Origin of the sequence: Streptomyces sp. NPDC091412 (assembly GCF_044756885.1) — a bacterium.
Lineage (GTDB): Bacteria > Actinomycetota > Actinomycetes > Streptomycetales > Streptomycetaceae > Streptomyces.
The window spans coordinates 1-18,680 of sequence record NZ_JBIVTV010000039.1; the positions used below are offsets into that span (position 1 = coordinate 1).

At 69.9% G+C, this 18,680-nt stretch carries 17 protein-coding genes; 1 reads left to right on the top strand and 16 read right to left on the bottom strand.

Going from position 1 to position 18,680, the window contains the following annotated elements:
* Positions 1 to 359: 359 nt before the first annotated feature.
* The 4 genes from ACIQMV_RS38245 to ACIQMV_RS38260 all read right to left on the bottom strand — a co-directional run bounded on the left by ACIQMV_RS38245 (position 360) and on the right by ACIQMV_RS38260 (position 3,442).
* Positions 360 to 1,922, bottom strand: a complete 1,563-nt coding sequence (locus ACIQMV_RS38245) for a caspase family protein (RefSeq protein WP_402597708.1) — start codon at positions 1,920 to 1,922, stop codon at positions 360 to 362.
* Positions 1,923 to 1,932: 10 nt separating this feature from the next.
* The gene (locus ACIQMV_RS38250; RefSeq protein ID WP_402597709.1) at positions 1,933 to 2,340 is read right to left on the bottom strand and encodes a hypothetical protein; all 408 of its coding nucleotides are present in this window, start codon (positions 2,338 to 2,340) and stop codon (positions 1,933 to 1,935) included.
* A 146-nt stretch (positions 2,341 to 2,486) separates the two neighbouring features.
* Positions 2,487 to 2,864, bottom strand: coding sequence for a hypothetical protein (locus tag ACIQMV_RS38255; protein WP_402597710.1), 378 nt, complete (start codon positions 2,862 to 2,864; stop codon positions 2,487 to 2,489).
* On the bottom strand, positions 2,861 to 3,442 hold the full coding sequence (locus ACIQMV_RS38260) for a hypothetical protein (RefSeq protein WP_402597711.1): 582 nt from the start codon (positions 3,440 to 3,442) through the stop codon (positions 2,861 to 2,863). Before ACIQMV_RS38260 ends, ACIQMV_RS38255 begins: the two co-directional genes overlap by 4 nt.
* A gap of 98 nt (positions 3,443 to 3,540) precedes the next feature.
* Between ACIQMV_RS38260 and ACIQMV_RS38265 the strand changes: the two genes are divergently transcribed.
* Complete coding sequence (locus ACIQMV_RS38265) at positions 3,541 to 4,143, top strand: hypothetical protein (RefSeq protein ID WP_402597712.1); 603 nt, start codon at positions 3,541 to 3,543, stop codon at positions 4,141 to 4,143.
* Between the two features lie 2 nt (positions 4,144 to 4,145).
* Here the strand turns inward: ACIQMV_RS38265 and ACIQMV_RS38270 are convergent, their stop codons facing one another.
* The 12 genes from ACIQMV_RS38270 to ACIQMV_RS38325 all read right to left on the bottom strand — a co-directional run bounded on the left by ACIQMV_RS38270 (position 4,146) and on the right by ACIQMV_RS38325 (position 18,676).
* Positions 4,146 to 4,631, bottom strand: coding sequence for a hypothetical protein (locus tag ACIQMV_RS38270; protein WP_402597713.1), 486 nt, complete (start codon positions 4,629 to 4,631; stop codon positions 4,146 to 4,148).
* 317 nt (positions 4,632 to 4,948) lie between these two features.
* Positions 4,949 to 5,659, bottom strand: a complete 711-nt coding sequence (locus ACIQMV_RS38275) for a hypothetical protein (RefSeq protein WP_402597715.1) — start codon at positions 5,657 to 5,659, stop codon at positions 4,949 to 4,951.
* Positions 5,660 to 5,661: 2 nt separating this feature from the next.
* Entirely contained in the window at positions 5,662 to 6,246 is a 585-nt protein-coding gene (locus ACIQMV_RS38280; RefSeq protein ID WP_402597717.1) for a hypothetical protein, read from the bottom strand.
* 356 nt (positions 6,247 to 6,602) lie between these two features.
* Entirely contained in the window at positions 6,603 to 7,196 is a 594-nt protein-coding gene (locus tag ACIQMV_RS38285) for a hypothetical protein (protein ID WP_402597718.1), read from the bottom strand.
* Between the two features lie 239 nt (positions 7,197 to 7,435).
* Positions 7,436 to 7,708: a hypothetical protein gene (locus tag ACIQMV_RS38290; protein WP_402597720.1), complete on the bottom strand. Its 273-nt coding sequence runs from the start codon at positions 7,706 to 7,708 to the stop codon at positions 7,436 to 7,438.
* 16 nt (positions 7,709 to 7,724) lie between these two features.
* Positions 7,725 to 9,656 (bottom strand): hypothetical protein, encoded by a 1,932-nt coding sequence (locus tag ACIQMV_RS38295; RefSeq protein ID WP_402597721.1) that lies wholly within the window; start codon positions 9,654 to 9,656, stop codon positions 7,725 to 7,727.
* A gap of 75 nt (positions 9,657 to 9,731) precedes the next feature.
* Positions 9,732 to 10,037, bottom strand: coding sequence for a hypothetical protein (locus ACIQMV_RS38300; protein ID WP_402597722.1), 306 nt, complete (start codon positions 10,035 to 10,037; stop codon positions 9,732 to 9,734).
* A complete protein-coding gene (locus ACIQMV_RS38305; protein ID WP_402597723.1) occupies positions 10,034 to 10,513 on the bottom strand; it encodes a hypothetical protein in 480 nt (159 codons plus the stop codon). Before ACIQMV_RS38305 ends, ACIQMV_RS38300 begins: the two co-directional genes overlap by 4 nt.
* 5 nt (positions 10,514 to 10,518) lie before the next feature.
* Complete coding sequence (locus ACIQMV_RS38310) at positions 10,519 to 10,731, bottom strand: hypothetical protein (protein WP_402597725.1); 213 nt, start codon at positions 10,729 to 10,731, stop codon at positions 10,519 to 10,521.
* A gap of 23 nt (positions 10,732 to 10,754) precedes the next feature.
* Complete coding sequence (locus ACIQMV_RS38315) at positions 10,755 to 12,296, bottom strand: hypothetical protein (RefSeq protein WP_402597726.1); 1,542 nt, start codon at positions 12,294 to 12,296, stop codon at positions 10,755 to 10,757.
* 3 nt (positions 12,297 to 12,299) lie between these two features.
* Positions 12,300 to 13,292 carry a hypothetical protein gene (locus ACIQMV_RS38320; RefSeq protein ID WP_402597727.1) on the bottom strand — a complete coding sequence of 331 codons (993 nt, stop codon included), beginning with the start codon at positions 13,290 to 13,292 and terminating at the stop codon, positions 12,300 to 12,302.
* 68 nt (positions 13,293 to 13,360) lie between these two features.
* Entirely contained in the window at positions 13,361 to 18,676 is a 5,316-nt protein-coding gene (locus ACIQMV_RS38325; protein WP_402597729.1) for a hypothetical protein, read from the bottom strand.
* Positions 18,677 to 18,680 lie beyond the last annotated feature (4 nt).

The window sequence follows — 18,680 nt, forward strand, 5'->3', positions numbered from 1 at the left end:
GAGGGACATGTCGCCGACAGGCCAACGGCACAACGCCGTCCCACAGCACCGGCCCCTCACCAGCCCAAACACTTTTTCAGGGGCAAGTAGCTAGGGCTCACTCCGAGGTGGCCATCCACGAGGTCCAGGACCACCGGCAAGACGCGAGCCGGGAAGTAATCGAGGCCGCGCACAGGCTCCTCGCGTGCATCCCGCAGCGCAGCCAGGATCGTCTGCTCCAGCTTGGGCGCCACGTCCCCTGGAAGACCCGTGTGCAGGACGGCCGGCCCAAGACCGTCCCGCGCACGCCCCCCGCTACACTCCCCACCGCCAGGCCGTTGACCAGGACAAACACAGAAGCCGGCTGGAGTACTAGGTGGTCACCAGAGATCTCCACCCCTACTCTGCCGGAACTCCTGTGTGTCGTAGGAGTAGAAGGGGCCGAACTTCCAGCGCTTCTTGTACCGAACTCGCCTGACGAACCCGGGACCCGTCTCCTCGACGACTTCCTCGTCGGGCGAGCGATCTGTGCCGGCAAGCACAGCCGCAGCGGCGAACAGCCCGGCGATCCCGGACAGGGCGGTCAGCACATCGCCCCAACCGGTCGCGCTGCCGACAGGGAATCCGGCGAGGCTGGAGATCCATGCTCCGAGGTGCAGACTGGCGGGCAGTAGCCAGATCACCTCGGCGGCGATCACGAAGAGCAAGGCTGCCACGGCGCCGCCGATGAGGAGACCCCAGCCGATCTTCCGCCCAGTGGGCTCGCCCCGAGCAAACGGCTCCTCTTCGATGATCCAGCCCCCCAGGAACGCTCCTGCGGTTGCCATCAGCGAGATCGTCCCGACGATCACGGCGATGAAACAGAGGTCGAGGACACCGGCGCAGATCGCCAACGCCAGGAGCTTCCCACCGCCGCTGGGCAGGGTGAAACCGTTCACCCAGAGCGAGGCCGACCACAGTCCAGCCGCCCCTCCGGCGAGCGAGAAGAGCAAGCCCAGCATCCTCGACAGGCTCTGCATGCCTTGAGCCCGGGCGGTGGTGTGCCGGGCCACTGCCGCTTCTGCCTCTTCGATCTGCTTGCTCAGTTCAACTGCCCTGGCCTCCGACTCCTGCGTTCGGCGACTAGCCTCGGCGAGCGCCAACTGCTGTACCGATTGGGTGAGTTCATGGCCCTCTTCGCGAGCGCGGCGCAAGGCCCGGTCGGCCAGCTCGGCGGCGCGCGGACTGCGGGCCAGCTCGAAGCGCTCGCCCTCGACCGAAGAGACGCTCAGCGTCGGCGTCTGGTCCGGCACTTTTTCAGGCACCCGACGGCTGATGAAGCGGTACAAGTCGTCAACGCTGACGATGCCGTCCTCATCGAGGTCCGCGTCGCCGGTGCGCAGACCGTGCACAACGGCGGAGGTGAACACCGAGGGCTCACCCTCGACCCGGCTGAGCAGGTCGGTCTCGTAGCTGTACTGGAGTGCGGTCGAGGAGGTGATGACGACCCGGCCGCTGCCCTGGAAGGTCTCGTTGAGTTCGACCTCTTGGTCCCCACGGGTACGCATGCCCTTGTTGAATGCGCCGCTGTAGCAGCAGTCGAGAAGCAAGATGATGCGTCGGCTACGGCTCTGCTCCATAGAGTCGGCAAGGAAGTCGGCGCCGACCGAGGTGGCAGCCAGCGCCTCGAACTCGCTGTCGTGGGTGACGAAGTGCAGTCGGTTGCGGCGGTCCTTGCGACCGTGGCAGGACAAGTGAAGGAGTAGCGTGTCATCGGAAGTGGCGGAGCTGAAGAATTGGTCGATCGCCTTCTTCCAGTTCCGCATCGACTCGTCGACCAGCACATTCACCTCGAACCCACCGACCGCTGGGTCACCGAGGACATCGCGCAACTGCTTCGCGTCGGAGGCCGCGCTGGGCAGGGCGGCGAACCGGGGGTCCTCATAAGTCTCAGTGGCCAGCACCAGAGCCCGCTTAGTCATCAGAGTCCGCCGCGCGGCCAGTGGACGACAGGTGCGCAAGGAAGGCTTCGACAATCCGACGCCGTTCCGCTGGCGATCCGGCCTCCAGGTTCAGCTCGTTGCCCTCGATCCGGAGGGTAATGGTGCCCGTAGTGCGGCGGGCCAGCCAGTCCTGGACCAGCAGGATCAGCGATCGGACGGCCGGCGCTCCGGCCAAGCCCAGAACCAAGGAACTGTAGATGGTTACGCTGCCGGCTCGGGTGCCATCGGGCGGCGGCGGGGCAGGACTGTGCGCCATGTGGAGTAGCGGGAGCTGATCCAGTTCCTCGATCAGCGACTCCATCTCCCGTTCCGTCACATCCTCCCCGTTCGGGTCGCCAAAGACAAGGCCGACCTCGATCGGCTCCGCCGCTCGATTCACTACGCCCCCCTGGTGCAGGATGTCAACGTGCGCAAAGAATGCCACAAGATGCCTGCAAAACAGGAGAGTTGCTCACCTTGGAATTGACTGTCGCAGACACGCATCCTCGTCGTGCAGGTGTTCCACGACGTAGTCAAAATGCCTGGTCAGCGCCCCATCCGCAAAGCCCTCTGCAGAAACGGATTCGGCCTGGTCCCGGGATGCCTGGCGTATGCCGAGAACACCACATGCCCGCCTGCTTCAAACCGCAGCGACTTCGCCCTGCGCGGCCTCACGATGTGGGGCCTCGTGCCCTCGATGACATATCGCACGGCCGGGTGGGAGCAGGTGATGGCGGCCTGCAGGCCGCGCGGGCCCTCCTTGATGTGCCAGTCGATGTGCCGGCCCATGCTGCCGGGAGCTTCCGCGCGAGCGATGGCCGCCACGCGGCTGGTACGCGCCGCCAGGCGGCGTTCAACGATCCCGTTCCTCATCCGCAGCATCCGCGCCAGCCGGCCCGGTTCCAGATGCAGCTCCACGCTCACGACGCATCCCCTCCCGAGCATCCGCACGACGGCAGCGCGACCGTAACCCGCTGCTCGATGCCTACGCACTGCCCTTCCGGCCCGAGGACCCGCAACTGCCCCATCGTGAACTGCTGGCCGCGCCGGCCATCGCTGGTCCGCGGGAAGCAGCACGCCACGGCATTGATCACGCTCGTGACGTCCACGTGCATGATGCGAGCCGCCTGCGCCTGCTCCTCGCAGGTCGGCGGGCAGCCCTGCTCGTTGTACGTCGGCGCGCACCGCAGCAGCGTGATGACGTACTCGGCGGCCTGCCTGACGGGCAGACAGTTCCGGCTCCCGAGGACGTCTTTCGTCTCGGTCGGGAAGCCCGACGTCGGGTAGATCCGGTCGAGATTGACGGTGAGCTGGCCCGGCGTCTCCGCGCCCGAGCAGTCTCCAGTGCAGTTGTCCCACGCCGGCTTCCCCGGCACCACGCAGGCGACACAAGGGCAACCCGGCTGCCCGTCCACCTTGGCGGCCGCCACGGTCAGCTCGGCACACACGCACGCCAGGAGCTTCTGCGCGATGTCGTCGACGACGAGCGGGCTCAAGGCCATGTCACACCCCATCCATACGATTTGGGGCGTAACACACAAACCCCCAGGTGGCGGTGGGCGCCAGCCCCGGGGGTCACGCCGACTGATAGGGAGTCGACATGGCCGATCCTACGTGCACCGTGGTCTTCGCCAACGGCGCCTGCTGCACGCGCCGCCGCCGGGGTGCCCAGCCGTGGTGCAAGCCCTGCGCAGAGTGGAGCAGGAAGCACGGCAGGCGAGACCCCAACGGGCGCACACCGAACCGCTGCACCGGGGAGCTGCAAGCCGAACTGCATGCCGCTGCCTCTGCCGCCACCGACGACTGCGTCATCTTGAAGAACCGCAACGGCACCAGGCCGAAGGTGGAGATCGACGGACGGGTGATCTGGGCCGCCCGCGCGGTTTGGATCACCGCCCACGGTGACCCTGGTGACGCGTTCGTGCTGCACACCTGCCACCGAGGCGACGACGGGTGCATCAACATCAGGCACCTCTACCTCGGCGACCACGCGCAAAACGTAAGCGACATGGTCCAGGCGGGCCGACAGTCCCGAGGCGAAGGCCAGCCCTCCGCCGTGCTGAGCGAGGACACGGTCAGGGCGATCCGGCAGGAGTACGTCCCTCGCGTGGTCACCCAGCAGTTCCTGGCCGACAAGTACGGCATCAGCCGCTCCAACGTCTCGAACATCCTCCGAGGCGCGCAGTGGAAGCACGTGGCATGAGGTCACGGCCATGTCGTCGTCCTGGGGCGCTTCCAGTCTGGTGAGTACACCCGGGACGGTGACGTGAGCCGGTAGGGGTTGATGGTGCTCAACCACAGGTCGACGAACGGAAGCCCGGTCCGGCCTTCGCTGTAGATGAGGGTCGGGTCGGGCATCTCCATCTCCACGCCTTGCCGGGTCAGCCGGGTGATGCCCCTGTTCGCCCGGCACCCGCAGCTTCCCGACCCGCCGCAGCCCTTCAACAGATGGCACGTCAGCTCGGACACCGCCGCGACGGCGGCCTCGTCGACCTGCAGCCCCCACCGGTACGTCACCGTGAACGCGCCTTCCTCGCCGGGCGCCGCCGAGAGATCTTGGCACTCAGGCCAGCACTCGCCGTCCGTACGGACGAGCCGGCCGGGGGCGTCGACCCGATACGCGCCCGGGTCGAGGACCTCGCCGTCGATGTCGACCTGGACCACGTCGTACACCGGCCCAGGCAGCAGCACTTCGCATAGCTCCACGCACGAGCAGTCGCTCCGGCAGCCGCACACCGACGCGTTGCGCCACAGCCCATCGGTCCCGATGTACGGGATCCACCCTCCGGTACCGGCCCCGGCCTGGAAGCTGACCGGGGAGGACTCCAGACAGGCCCGCTTGCAAGGCCTCACAACGACCGGGCACGGGCCGATGCGTCGACCGGACAAGGCCCACAGGATCTGTGAGGCGACGAGCGTCCACCGCTCCACGGCCCCCGGCTCAGCCTCGGAGACGTCGCAGCACAGATCCGTCGGCCACGCCGTACACGGGCCTGTCTGGAGTGGCATCAGCGCCTCCGCGTGGTCTCGTACGTGGACGGCTGGGGGAACGAGGCGCGGATGAGCCGGCCGACCTCGCCGTTGCCGAAACTGTCCGGCATGGTCGACAGGAACGGCGTCGACCGGTCGAAGCGGGGGCCGCGGTGCAGTACCTTCACGTCCGCGATCCGGTCGCCGCCGATGCCGTTGACGACGCCGTATGCTGTCCGCTTGTGCAGCGCCGCAATGCGTCGACCGGCTGACACGGCGTCCAGCATGCCTTCCTTGTCGATGAGGAGCGGGACGTGCAGCTCGTACGACAGCGGGTCCTCGTGCCCGTACTCCGCCAGGAGCGCACGGGTGTCCCGCATCCCCTGCAGATACGAGCCCGACGCGCGGGCCGCGTAGTACTCCTCGACCTCCCGCACGGGGCCGCGGTGCAGCACCGGCATGTCGTCCAGCTTCTCCATGACGAAGAAGTCGTCGTTCGCCCACAGGAACGGGTCGGAGATCTCCGGGCGCCTGCACGCGTGCCGCATCGCCGCCGTCGTGTTGGCGTACTTCGTCCTCCCGCCCTGCTGGCTCGGGACGTATTCGACGCCGCCGAGCCACGGCGGCCGGTAGCCGATGATCCACACGCGCCGGTGCGGGAGGTGCGCCTCCCAGGAGCGCAGGGCGTACCTGAGTTCCTGGGAGACGGCTCTCTCCCGCACCGGGACGACGATGTCGGGAACGTCCATCGTCAGGACGCGAGGCACAGCTCGCCGGCGACCGGGGTGTAGTCGCACGTCGCCTCGGGCGGAGCGATGGTGGTCGTGATGACGCGGCGGTGGCAGTTCGATCCGAGCGGGGTGAGGAGAGGACCGGCCGTGTTGGCGGCGTCCTGAGCGAGGACGTCGTACGGGCCGACGCCCCAGCCACCTCCGGCCCGGGTGGCGCCGGTGAGCTGCGGCACGACCTGCTCGCTGCCGATCTCCAGGTCGCCGATCTGCCCGTTGCTGATCCACGGCAGCAGGGCGTAGATCCATGCTCCGTCGCCCGAGCCGGACACGTCGCAGACTTCCTCGTCGAGGACCTCGGCCCACAACTCCAGAGCGAAGCCGCTGTTGCACTGAATGGAACAGGAGTCGAAGCCGATCGGCTTGCCGTCGTAGCCGAGCACCACCGGGGAGCCGGTCATGATCTCGATCATCTCGGGGCTGAAGCTGAAGAAGTTCAGCTCGGTGTCGAATCCCTTGAAGCTGGGGCAGCCGCGCTTGAAACCGCAGACCCGGCCATTGGCGGCTTTGTACTCGACGTCGGTTCCTTCGTCGGTGTTGACGTTCATCGCGAGACTGGCGAAACAGTCGAATACGAACCCGTTATCCGTGCCGCAGACGGGGCGGCCGCACCCGTCGACGCGGGTAATGCGGATGACGCTGGCGTTCGCAATCAACGGGCAGGACATGAGCCCTCCAACACGGTGTTGGTCAGCCCGGCCCAGAACCAGCGGCGCTGTCCAGCATAGCCAGCCACAGCGCCGCAACCACCAGGAACTACGTAGTACCCATCACCTTCTCCCAGCTCCCATCCCGTCTGCCGTCGGCCAACACACCTTGGAGCGGGCGTGGTTCCTCGCGTCGCTCTCCGGTGGGGGCTGAGCTGCCAGTTCGCTGAGGGGGCTGTCGTTGGATTGCTGCCCTCCTATCGTGAAGGTGGCAGGGGTGGCCATGATTCGGGCGGCAGCGGTGGCGGGGGCGAAGGGGGCGGGGGCGGGGGTGGCTCCCACGCCGGCAGCACCGGGCCGCCCGCGCGCAGGCGTGCGATGGTCAGCTCGGCCCGGCAGCGTGCGAGCGGCGCGTCGTCGCGTTCGAAGCGATAGCGGATGCGGGTGCGGCTGTCGGTGACCTCGGTGGACAGCAGCCGGTAGCCGAGCGCGTGGGCGATCTCCTCGACGTTGCCCGTAATGAGGTTCTCCAAGAAGTTGAGCGTCAGCTCGATCCGGCCCCGGCCGTCGAAGAGAGCTACGATCTCCTCGCTCTTCACTTTCCCCACGTTCTCCAGAAAGGCCGTCAGCCTCTTACCGAGTACGGGGCCCGTGCGCTGGCTCACCCCCATCACGATGCTGCCAGGCAGACAAACCGCGATGCCGGACAGTATCCACAGGTGGAGGGGGGCAGGGTCATTGAGCAACCACAGGAAGACCACCTGCCAGCACAGGCCGACGGCCACCATCACCTGGCCCCAGCCATAGTGGCGCACGCGGCGAACTCGACGCCAGTACATGGGGAGCTCCATGCGACCACTCTCTATGGGGAGCACCCAGCCACGCGTAATCCCCACTACGCCGGAGACGGCGAAGAGCAACACGTAGATACCAACAGGTATGGAGATAACGAGCCTATAGATCAGGATCCCTCCCCGCCAGCGTCGCCGTGATCATGACACTCGTCGCATGCCGCGTCCACGCGCTTCCGTGCCCACGACGCTCCTGATCGGCCGGACAGTCCCTAACCCCACATCAAGGTGCGGCGCGGCTATGCGGGCTTGCGCCCGCCGTCCCCGCCGCCGGAGGCGTGGTCCTCCAGGTCTTCCATCGGCACCGTGACGTCCGAGTCGGCCGGCACGTCACCGTCCTTGGCGATGAACTCGGCGGCGGCCTCGGCCGCGGCCTGGCGGGCGGCGGCCTGCCTGGTCCGGTACTCCTCGGCGGCGACCTCCTCCCAGCCCTCGGGAATGCTGGCAGCCGCGAGCGGCCCGTCACCGACCTCGGCGAGGCCGCCGTCAGGGGCAGCGAAATAGCGCGTCATAGGGGGACCTCCTGGGTCAGTCTCGGGTCGAGGTGTGGAGCGCGGCGTCCGAGATCCACGAGTTGATGGCGATGTTGCCCGCGAGCACGTTGACCGCCGGGAAGAACACGACGGACCGGGCACCGCTGGCGCCCAGGCGGTACCGGGCGTGGCTGACGCTGCCGGCGTACCGCTCCCGGCGAGAGGCGCCGAACGCGTTGTAAACGCCCTCGATCGGCCGGGCGCCCACCGTGGTCCCGTCCACCTGGAGGATGTAGCCCAGCTCGAACGTCGCCGTCGCATTGGCGGTGATGTCGATGGAGGCGTGAACGTGCCCCGAATACCCCCAGTCCCGGCACATGTTTCCGATGAAATTTGCGGGGATGGCCCACTGCACGTACGCCACGACGCCGCCCGGCTGGAGGGCCACCCACCCGCCCGTCGGGCCCATCGAAGCGATGGACGGGTTCATGTGCTCCTGATACAGGTAGTCGTCCGCCGTGTAGTGCTCGGGCGGCGTCCACAGGTATCCGGTGTTCGGGTCGCAGCGCAGCGTCGAGTACTGGGTCGCGTTGCAGGACCAGTGAGACGCCCACGGGTCCAGGCCAGCCGCCGGGTTGGCGGCGAGCGGGGAGGCGGCGGTGCCGTCGCCCTTGAGGCCGCAGCCGACCTCCGGCGGCGGCACGGGCGGCACGAAGAGGCGGCCGTCGCCGCCCATGGACAACCTGTTACCGGTGTCCGAGCTGGGGGCGACGAGGAGGCCCTGCGCGGTCGCCTCCAGGCCGTTCGGCTCCGGGGCGACAATGACGTCCGCCTCCACGACGTACGGGTCTCCAGCGGTGCCCGCGCCGGTGACGGTGGTGTCCACGGTGCTGGTGTCCCTGGACTGAAGCGCCGTGGGCGTGCTCGTGCCGCCGCCGGTCGCGTACAGGCCGCCGTCCGAGCCGAACACCATGGCGTTACCCGCGTCGGCGGACAGGCGCGCGGAGAACTCGCCCGTGGCCGGATCGTAGGCGGCCCCGTCGCCTGCGGAGAAGCACTGCCTCACGTCCGCGCACTCCACGTACAGGCCGTCAAGGCCGCCCCCGATCAGATTGGTTCCGCCGCCGGGAGGTGTGGGGTCGAGGATCACTGCGGCGGCCACCTGGTAGGGGTCGCCGGCCGTGCCGGTGCCGGTCACGGTGACGTCCACGGTGTTGGTGTCGGCGGCCTCGAGCGCCGTCGCCGCGGCGGGGGTGTAGATCCCGCCGTCCCCGCCGATGGTCGTGGTGTTGCCGGCGTCCCCCGAGATGCGGGCGCTGATCTCGCCGGTGGCTGGGTCGTAGGCGGCGCCGTCCCCAGCGGAGAAGCACTGCCTCACGTCCGCGCACTCCACGTACAGGCCGTCAGGACCTGCCCCGATCAGATTGGTCCCGCCGCCAGGCGGGGCCGGGTCGAGGATCACCGCGGCGCTCACCTCGTACGGGTCGCCGGCCGCGCCGGTGCCGGACACGGTGACGTCGACTGTCGGCGAGTCCTTCGCCTCCACGGCGGTCGAGGCCGCAGGGGTGTAGAGACCGCCGTCGCCGCCGATGGTGGTCTGGTTCCCGGCATCTGTCGACACCTTCGCGCCGATCTCCCCGGAGGCCGGGTCGTATGTCGCACCGTCCGTCGCGGAGAAGCACGTCCGCACATCCGCGCACTCCACGAACAGGCCGTCGGGCCCCTCGTTCAGGAGGTTGGAACCGCCGCCAGGCGGGGCGGGATCGAGGATGACGCTGCCGGTGATCTCGTACGGATCGCCAGGCGTACCTGTACCGGTCAGGTCGAAGTTGATCGTCTCGGAGTCAGTGACGGCCAGGGCGGTCGTGCCGCCGCCCTCGGCGGAGACGATGTACGGCAGCGACGGCGAGCCGTTGCCGTCCACGGTGACGCCGGGCCCGGCAGTGACGGTGCACTTGCAGCCCGGGGAAGTGCAGCACTTGGCCATGAGGGGGCTCCTCGGTGACAGGGGGAGGAGTCGCCCGGCCCACAACCAGCGGCGTCAGTAGGAGTCTAGGAAGGATCAGGCGGCCACGGCGTGCGCGTGAACGACGATCCCGGCCGCCGCGGTGCCCACGGCGAGGACACCGATCCCGAGGAGGGTCACACCGGCGCTCGCCTGCACGTTGACCGTGGTCGACGTCGCAGAGTTCGCGGTGATCGCGTGGGAGCGGAACCCGGCGGCGGCCTGGAGGCCGATGGTCACGACCGGGGGCGCGGAGAACGTCCCGGCCCCCCAGTTGAACGTGACGTTCCCGGTGTTGTCCGTCGTGCCGGTCGCCCGTATGACACGGGGGACGGAGGGCGAGTACCGGGCCTGCGTGCTCACGCCTGCGCGGTCCAGATGACGTGCCAGGACGCGGCCGGGGCGGTCCCGGCGACGGTGAGCGTCCCCGTGAGCTGCGCGTCCACCTCATCGCCGTCCACGGACCAGGAGAGGGCAGCGCCGGCCGGGACGGTGAGCGTGCCCTCCTCGGTGGTGACGCTGACGGTGCCCGCGTAGACGAGGAGGCTCACGGACTGCGTGCCCGGGTTGGCGGCGAGGGACCAGCCCGTGTCCTGGACGCCGTGGGCCTCGACGTCGACCGGTTCGGCGGGCTCCGGCAGGCACACATTGGCCGTGCCGGTCACCGTGTACGCGGTGGTCCCGTCCAGCTCGGTGTCCGTCGCGGAGACGGTGCCGGTCGGGGTGACGGAGAAGCGGCGCAGGAACGGCACGCTGGTGCCGTCCGCGGCAACGTCGCACAGCGCCAGGAACTCCCGGTCAGTCCCGGCGACGCTGACGCTTCCTACGGTTCCGGACATGGGGGTTACTCCTCAGGTTCGTGGTCCTGGTCGGGCTCGGCGTCGGGGGTGGGCGGCTCGGGGACGAGTTCGGTCTCCTGCTGAATGCGCAGGATGAGGCTCATGGACTGGCGGGCGGGCAGGTCGTAGAGGAGGCCCGTCACGGTGTTGAGGAGTTCGACGGGGACGCTCACCCGGTCGTTGGGCTGGAGCTGGGCGGCGATGTCGGCGGGGATCACGTAGGGGGTTCCGTTCTCGGGGGTCAGACGGCGTGGAGCACGCCGCTGGAGTCACGCCAGACGTCGCCCGCGGCCAGGCCGGTGGCGGAGCTGGGCAGACCGCTGATGTTGATCACGCCGGTGGACTTGGCGGTCAGGCGGACGGCGTTGTTGGCGATGAGCTGGACGACGTTGAGGGCGCGGAGTTCGAGGTTCCCGGAGTTCTGCGCGCGGACGCTGGCCAGCTCGGTCTGATCGCCGGGGCTGCGGAGGAAGGAGATCCAACCGCGCAGACTGTTCGTGCTGTTGCTGTTCGTGATGATGAGCTGGGGCGGGGTGCCCTGGCCGCACGGGCCGCCGCAGTTGTTGTTCTCCAGCCACAGGATGGGGGACAGATAGCCGCCGCCGGAGCCTGCTTCGTCGAACTGGATCAATGCCTGGGTGCCGTTGACCCATTTCCGGTTGGCGTCCGCGGTGCCGCCCCACCGCTGATGACGAAAGAGGCCCCCAGCACTGATGGAGGACCGGAACCGGCCGCCGGTGATGAAGTTGAGACCGCGGTAGTTCACGCCGTCGGGGTCAGCCCAGTTCGACGTGATCGCCACGTTGGAGCCCTCAGCACCGAAGCGGAGCGCCCCGGCGCCGTTGCCGCCGTTGTTCAGCCCGGACGGGTCCACGACCGCCAGGGCCTGCCCGGAGACGGCGAACACTTCCTGCGAGGCACACGCGCCGGTAGCGGCGTACCAGCGGTGCCACGCGTTCGTGCTGTCCACCTGGTAGACGAGGGTGCTCCCCAGGATGCCGAAGCCATAGAAGCGGGCATTGTCGCCCGGGTTGGCGTCGTGCAGCGTGAGCTTCTTACGGTGGACCTCGGTCCCCGCGACCCTCATGTACGCGCCCTCAAGGGCGTCCGCGCAGTTGCGGGTGGCGCGCAGCTCCAGGGCGTTGCGGGCTGCCCCGCCGGTGGTGATGTTCCACTGGTGATAGGTGTCCAGCGGGGTGAGCGAGGATGCCCGGAGGTAGTGGCCGCCTACGTAGACGCAGTCGGGGCCGTCGTAGAACAGCTCTTGGAAGCCGCCGTTCAGGACCCGCGCGTCGGCCACTGTCTTGATGGACGTCGCGTAGCCGCCGGCCTTCGCCTGCCACTGGTCGCGCAGCGACCCGTTGCCGCGCTGCATGAGCGCGAGGTCCTGATTCGTGGCGGACCCGGCCGCGTAGATGCCGTTCCAGGCGATGCCCACGCCCACCGTCTGATTGGAGTGCAGGAACTCCACCACACCCGTCACAGGGGTGGCCGGAGGCGAACACGCGACGATGCTCGGGAGGGCGCCGGTCACGTACGCCGCGGTGTTGGCGTCGCGCCGGTCGGTGCCCGTACGTGCGGCGGTGGCGACGTCGAGCTGAGCGACCGGAGCCGCGGCTGCGAACGCGGGGCCGATGCCGACCCGGCCGGTGCGGGCGATCGCCTCGGTGGGGTCGTTGGTGCCGTCCGGGAGGGCGCCGCCGGTGACCTGCGGGGTGCGCCAGAAATCCGCCGTGGGCCCGCCAGCGGCGGACGGGGGGTCGAAGTGGCCAAGGGTGCCCATGGGTTACGCCTCCGTCCAGTGGACCAGGACCCTGCCGCCGGTCTCGGCAGCGATCGACGTCGGCGGCGCGAGGGTGCCCTCCTCCTCGTTCGTCCACGTCACGCTGGCCCCGGCCGGGATGGCGTTGACCGCGGTACCGGCCGCGTCGGTGACCGCTGCGGTGCCCGCGAGGACCGTGTACGTCAGGGCGGTGATGCGGCGGCCCGCCTGCACCTGAGCGGGCGTCCACGACGTGCCCGGCACCACGTTCATGTGACGGGCGGTCACAGTCGCCGGGGCCGCGCACGGGCCGAGGGAGACGGTCCCGGCCGGCGTGTACGGGGCGCCGGCAACGGTGTAGTCGGAGTGCCCGACGATCGCGCCGAACTCATCGCGCCGGAAGTCCCGCAGGAACGGCGTCCTGGTGCCGCTCGCCGCGGTGTCGCACAGCTCCACGACGTCCTGTTCGGGCGGGTCCACCTCCCCGGCCGGGCAGGTGGTGACCGTGCCCGCCGGGGTGTAGGTCGAGCCGGTGACCGCGTCGACCAGGCGGACGGACTCGATCGTGCCGTCCGTGGCGTACTGGTACTCAATCAGCACCAGGCCGACGACCTCGCCGCCCGCGTCCACGTCGCAGAACGTGCCGGACACGGCGATGGAGCGGGAGTCACCACAGGCGACCGTCCCGGCCGGCGGCGCGCCCGCGCTGTACGCCCCGGTGGTGAGGTTCACCCACCCCTCGGAGGTGACCGCGCCCGTGCAGTCCCGGACGATCGTCACAGCGATGGGCGTGCCGTCCGCGAGGCACAGGCCCTCCGTCGCGGTCGGCGTGGTCTGCTCCGCACAGTCCGAGGACACCGGGCACGGCCCCAAGGTTCCCTGCGGGACGTAAGGGGTGCCGGTCGCCGCGTCCACGGTCCGGGTGCCGACACGATCCCCTGACACGGTGTCGTAGACCGCCTCGACGACGACACGGCCGGCCACCGTGCCGTCGGGGAGGCGATCGCAGAGCAGCACGGGCTCCACGTCGACTCGGGCTTCCGGTGACCCGTTGAGGATGACCGGGCTCGGCCCACAGCATCCGCTCACAGCTGCTTCCCTTCGGTCCAGGTGACAGTGACGGTGCCGGGCCCGGCGGTGATCACGAGCGGCCCGGTCAGGCGGGCGTCGACGTCGCGGCCGACGCTCCAGGTGGCCGCCTCACCCGGGTAGAGGGTGGACGTGCCGTCAGCGGTGGTGACTGTCGCCGTGTCGTCGCGGCTGACCGCGGTGACGGACTGGAGCGTCGGATAGGCGTCCGCGTCCCAGGAGGTGCCCGGCGCGAGCTCCACGCGGTGCGCCTGGACACCGAACGCCGGGTCGGCGCCTTGCTCTTCGTCCTCGCAGTCGACCGGCGCCACAGGGGTGTACGGGGCGCCCAGGCCGGGCGTGTACGTGCCGATGCTGGTCAGGTTGCCGTCGCAGTCGACGGCCAGCAGCTCCACATAGGCGGTGTCCGCCTTGCCGTCGCCCGTTGTGTCGTCGCACCGGCACTGCTCCAGGACGGCCTGGACGTCGCACGGCGTGGAGCAGACCCCGGCCGTCCCGGCGAGCACGTACGGCGTGACCCCGTCCAGGGCCGTGTCCACGACCGTGGGGGCCGTCTGCCCGGGCGCGTAGGCCAGGTGCCGGAGGAACGGCACCGGTTCTTGGCCGTCGACCAGGTCGCAGAGCTGGACGACCTCGACGTCCGGCGTCGGGTCCGGCTGCGCGTCGGGACACAGGTCCAGGTGCGTGCCGCCGGGCATGGCCACCGGCCCCCACGTGAGGGGGTCCACGTAGCGGACGCTGAGCCGGTCGCCGGTAGCGGTGTCGTAGGTGACCTCGGCGAGGATCCGCTGAATCACCCGGCCTGTCGCGTTGTCGACCACGCACATGGGCGTGATCTCGACGTCCCGGCCCGCGGCGGTGTCCTGGCAGCTGCCGACCGTCCCGGCCGGGGTGTACGGGCTGGTGCCGTCCAGGGTCGTGTCCCGGACGGTTGGCGCAGCAACGCCCTCAGTGAAGGTGAGATGCCGCAGGAAGCTGGTCACCGTGCCATCGGTGGCGGTGTCGCACAGGGTGAGGACGTCGGTGTTCACCGCCGGACAGCACGGGGCGTCTCCTCCTCCGCCGCAGGCGACGAGGCGGCGCCCGGCCGGGATGGCGTCCTGGCGGGTGCCGTTCTCGTCCAGGTAGTACACCTGGCCGCCAGGCTCGATGACCTGCGTCCACACCTTCGGCTCGTGGTCGTAGGTGGCGAGGACGTGCAGGAGCATCCCGGCCTGGTTGGTCGATGGGCAGGAGACGGCCGGCGCCGTCTCCAGGAGCTGCACGACGACTTCGTTCTGACCGGCACGCCCTCCGGGTACGGCGGTCGGCGGGAACGTCCACGCGGGAGCGGCGTGGGTGCTATCACCTACCGGCTGCCATGCTCCGTCGTTGAGGCGCCACTGCACGACCGTGTTGTCCGCGTTCAGGACGGTCGCGGCGATCCGGATGGAGTCCGGGTTGACGCTGGCCGGCAGGTTCCACGAGGCGCGCGTGTACCAGGTACCCGGAACCGGCGGGGAGTTCTCCCCGGCGGTCGGGCAGACGGTGCGGTCAGAGTGCGGGCTCACCCAGTGCGCCTTGTTCGGCGCGGTGTCCGTCGTCGTCCATGCCGGGTTGGGTGCTACCCGGTACATCGGGTACCAGAGGCCCGTCAGGTTCGGCGCCCAAGTCCAGTCGGTGTCCTGGCCGCTGGTGGCGTTGGCCGCGTTGGTCAGGAACTCGCTGCTGCCGGACTCGACCACGCACACCTGACGGGTGATCCGGTCCGGGCTCGGGCACTTCGTCAGCTCCGCCCCGGCCGGGAGCGTGCACGGGTCGCCGGTGAGATCAGTGAGCCGCTGCTCGATCAGGTCGCCGCTCTGGTCGTCGTAGACGCGCTCGGCGATGACCTGCCCGGTGATCTCCCCGCTCGCCTGGTCGCGGACGCACAGGAGCGCCGTCTCGACGTCCACGCGGATCTCCGGAGGCGGCTGCTCGCAGCACTCGGACACGGTCTGGCACTGGCCGACCTCACCGGCCACCTCGTACGGCTCGCCGTCCAGGGTGGTGTCCGTGACGGAGACGACGGCGCCGGTCTCGCAGTCCACCACCTGACGGCGCATGAACTGCGTGGTGTGCGGGAGGAGGAGGTCGAGGCGGCCGGACACGTTGTTGATGCCGGTGGTGTCCCGGACCTCGATTTCCACCGTGTTCGGGCCAGCCATGACGGGGATCTGTGCCGTGCCCGAGGTGGCGGGCTGGTTCCACTGCCCGTACATGCCCGCGTCCACGCCGTTGATACGGACGCGGGCGCCACCGTCAGCCCGGAAACCCACGGACTGGGCGACCGCGACGCCGTCCTCCGGCGCCTGGAAGGTCTTGCGGAGGACCCACCGCACCGGGGCGGAGTCGTAGCCGGCCCAGGTCCCCCCGCCGGTACCCGCGTTCTGGTCCGCGCGGGCGCCGAGCGCCGGATACCCGAACAGGGCGCCGTACCGGGCCGGGTACGGCATGGCCGCCTCCGGGCCATAGCCCGGGTTGGCGCCGCTGAAGGAGACGACCTCCCAGCCGTCCGCGTCCGCCCGGGTTGCCGGGTCGAAAACGGTGATCAGGTCGGTCGCCGCGGTGTCGCACAGCAGGGTGCTGCTGGTGTCCCGGCACGGCTCGGTCCCGGCCGCGGCCCCGCAGTTCGTGACCTCCCCGGCTACGACGTACGGGGTGGCCCCGTCAAGCTCAGTGTCCGTGACCGTGAGGGCGGCTCCGGTGCAGTCCCGGCACACCGTGCGCAGGAAGGGATGCGGCTCCTCTCCTGCGGTGACGTCGCAAAGGATCAGCGGCTCGCAGTGGCGGCACTGGGATGCGTCTCCGCCTCCGGTGGGCTGGCACTGGCCGACTTCGCCGGTGACCGTGTACGGCTGCCCGTCCAGGGTGGTGTCCGTCTGGGAGACGGTCGCGCCCGTCTCGCAGTCCGTGAGGATCGTCCGAAGGAACTGGGTCGGCGGCTGGCATCCGGCCTGGCCGTAAGCGATGGTGGCGACGAGGTTGCGGGCCTGCCAGGACTTCGGGGCGGTCGAGGAGCCACTGGCCTGGTCCCACGTCTCCACGTCGATCCACGCGACGAGTTCCCCGGCGTTGGCCACGGCGGACGGCACGGGAGCGCTCACGGCCAGGTGGCGGGTTGCGCCAGCGCCGACGCTGCTCATGGACTGGAACGCGAGCTGGGTTCCGTCCGCCGTCAGCAGGCGCAGGCGCCCGCAGGTGAGCACCCCGCCGTTGGGGCCCATGTTCTGGACGTCTACCTCAACGGTGACGGTGGCCGTGCCGTCGTCACAGGCGGGAGCAGCCGGGCGGAGGACACCGGCGATGCACCGGTGGACCTGCGGGCCGCCGGTCGCGGCGTTGCTGGTCTCCGCCGGGAACGTGAGGGTTCCGCCGCCCCAGAGGGCTTGGCCGCCTCCGGCCAGCACCGTGTTGTGGCTGGTGAAGAAGTAGGGCGTCGGGTCGGTGTCCGTGATCGCCGGGGTGACCAGGAGCGGCGGCACGTCGGCAGGCGCGGGGTCGTCGCACAGCAGGACCGTGCTGGAGTCCCGGCACGGCTCCTCCTCGGGCGCCGGCGGCTGGCAGACGCCGACCGTGCCCACCGGCATGTACGCGGTGATGCCGTCCAGGAGCGTGTCCGTCACGGACGTGACCGCGCCGGAGCAGTCCCGGCAGGTGGTCCGCTCGAACGTGGGCGTGACCGGCGTGACCGAGATTTCCCCGACCGTCTTTGAGATGGCCGATCCGGCGCCGGAGTGCCCGACCGCGAGTTCTGTCAGTCCCGGGTGCGTGAACGTCGAGATGGAGGTGTCGTTGTTCGGTGCGGTGGTGCACAGCGTGCGCGTGGCCGCGTTCCACGTGTGCACAGGGGCGAGCGTGACCGGCGTCGCCCCTTCCGGCAGGACCGCGCAGGTGCCGTTCTGGCGGAGTTGGATGCCGAACGTCACGGCGACCGGCTGGGAGAACGTCCACGTGATCGGGCTCGTCCTCATCAGCCACCACGGTTGACCCAACTGGGACGTGGCGTTCGCGACCGAGTAGCCGACCCCGTTGGACAGGGTCCCCGGCACGGCGCCGGGAGGCAGGGCCGCGGTGGACGTGTCCGGCGGGACGTCACACAGGATGTGCGTGGTGCAGTCCGCGCACACCGACTCCGCCGGGCACACGCCGACCGTCCCGGCCGGGGTGTACGGCGCGCCGTCGAGGGTGTAGTCCGTGTGCCCGGTGATCTGCCCGTTCTCGTCGCGGGCGTAGTCCCGCACGAAGGCCGTGACCGTGCCGTCGTCGGCGGTGTCGCAGAGCTGGAGGAGGTCCCGCTCCGGCTGCTCGACCCCGGCCGGGCACGTCGTCACCTCCCCTTGCGGGGTGTAGGTGTCGCCGGTGACCGCGTCCACCAGGCGCACCGCGGCGATCGAGCCGTCCGCGTCGTAGCTGTACTCGATCAGGACCAGGCCGAGGACGTCCCCGGTGTCCGGGTCCACGTCACAGAACGTCCCCGACACCTGGATAGAGCGGGAGTCACCACACGCAACCGTGCCGGCCGGTGGCTCCCCTGTGCTGTAGGCGCCGGTGGTGAGGTTCAGCCAGCCGTCCCGGGTGACCGTGCCCTCACAGTCGCGGGTGACCACCACGGCGATCGGCGTGCCGTCCGCGAGGCAGAGGCCGAGCGTCGCCGCGGGCGTGGTCTGTGCCGTGCACGGTGAGGCGGTCTCGCATGCACCCACGGTGCCGAGGACGATGTACGGCGTCGTGCCGTCAAGGGCGAGGTCCTCATGCGTGTCGGCGCCGTCGAGGAACGAATACCGGCGCAGGAACGAGGTCACCGTCCCGTTCGGGGCGCTGTCGCACAGCGTCACCGTCTCCGACTCCGGGCACGCGTGCTCGCAGTCGACCGGGCTGACGGGCGTGTACGGCTGTGACGGGTCGTCCTGGTAGGTCAGCAGCAGCTCGGCGGAGCCGTCCGAGCGCAGGCACCACAGCTCGGAATAGGTGGTGTCGGCCTGACCGTCGCCGTCAGTGTCGTCGCACAGCTGCCTGCAGACCGTCGTCAGGCAGCCGGAATCACACGGCCCGGCATCCGCCGGAAGCGGGCCAGGGACGATCGTGCTGGTGGCCGGGTCGAGCCAGCCGATGACCTCCGGGTCCTCGGTGGTGCCGCCGCACTCGATGCAGCCGGACCGGAGCACGGCGAGGATCATCGTGCCGTCCGGCTGGCACAGCGGCGCGGAGGCGATGGACGGGGCGCAGCACGGCGGCGTGACCGGCTCGGGCTCCGGGGCGGGGGTGTTGCACGGCAGCGGTTCGACGGCCACGGCG

Coding starts and splice junctions, on each gene's coding strand:
- ACIQMV_RS38280 (WP_402597717.1), bottom strand. CDS start 6,246: ATGAACGTCAACACCGACGAAGGAACCGACGTCGAGTACAAAGCCGCC.
- ACIQMV_RS38285 (WP_402597718.1), bottom strand. CDS start 7,196: ATGGAGCTCCCCATGTACTGGCGTCGAGTTCGCCGCGTGCGCCACTAT.
- ACIQMV_RS38315 (WP_402597726.1), bottom strand. CDS start 12,296: ATGGGCACCCTTGGCCACTTCGACCCCCCGTCCGCCGCTGGCGGGCCC.
- ACIQMV_RS38290 (WP_402597720.1), bottom strand. CDS start 7,708: ATGACGCGCTATTTCGCTGCCCCTGACGGCGGCCTCGCCGAGGTCGGT.
- ACIQMV_RS38265 (WP_402597712.1), top strand. CDS start 3,541: ATGGCCGATCCTACGTGCACCGTGGTCTTCGCCAACGGCGCCTGCTGC.
- ACIQMV_RS38305 (WP_402597723.1), bottom strand. CDS start 10,513: ATGTCCGGAACCGTAGGAAGCGTCAGCGTCGCCGGGACTGACCGGGAG.
- ACIQMV_RS38260 (WP_402597711.1), bottom strand. CDS start 3,442: ATGGCCTTGAGCCCGCTCGTCGTCGACGACATCGCGCAGAAGCTCCTG.
- ACIQMV_RS38295 (WP_402597721.1), bottom strand. CDS start 9,656: ATGGCCAAGTGCTGCACTTCCCCGGGCTGCAAGTGCACCGTCACTGCC.
- ACIQMV_RS38275 (WP_402597715.1), bottom strand. CDS start 5,659: ATGGACGTTCCCGACATCGTCGTCCCGGTGCGGGAGAGAGCCGTCTCC.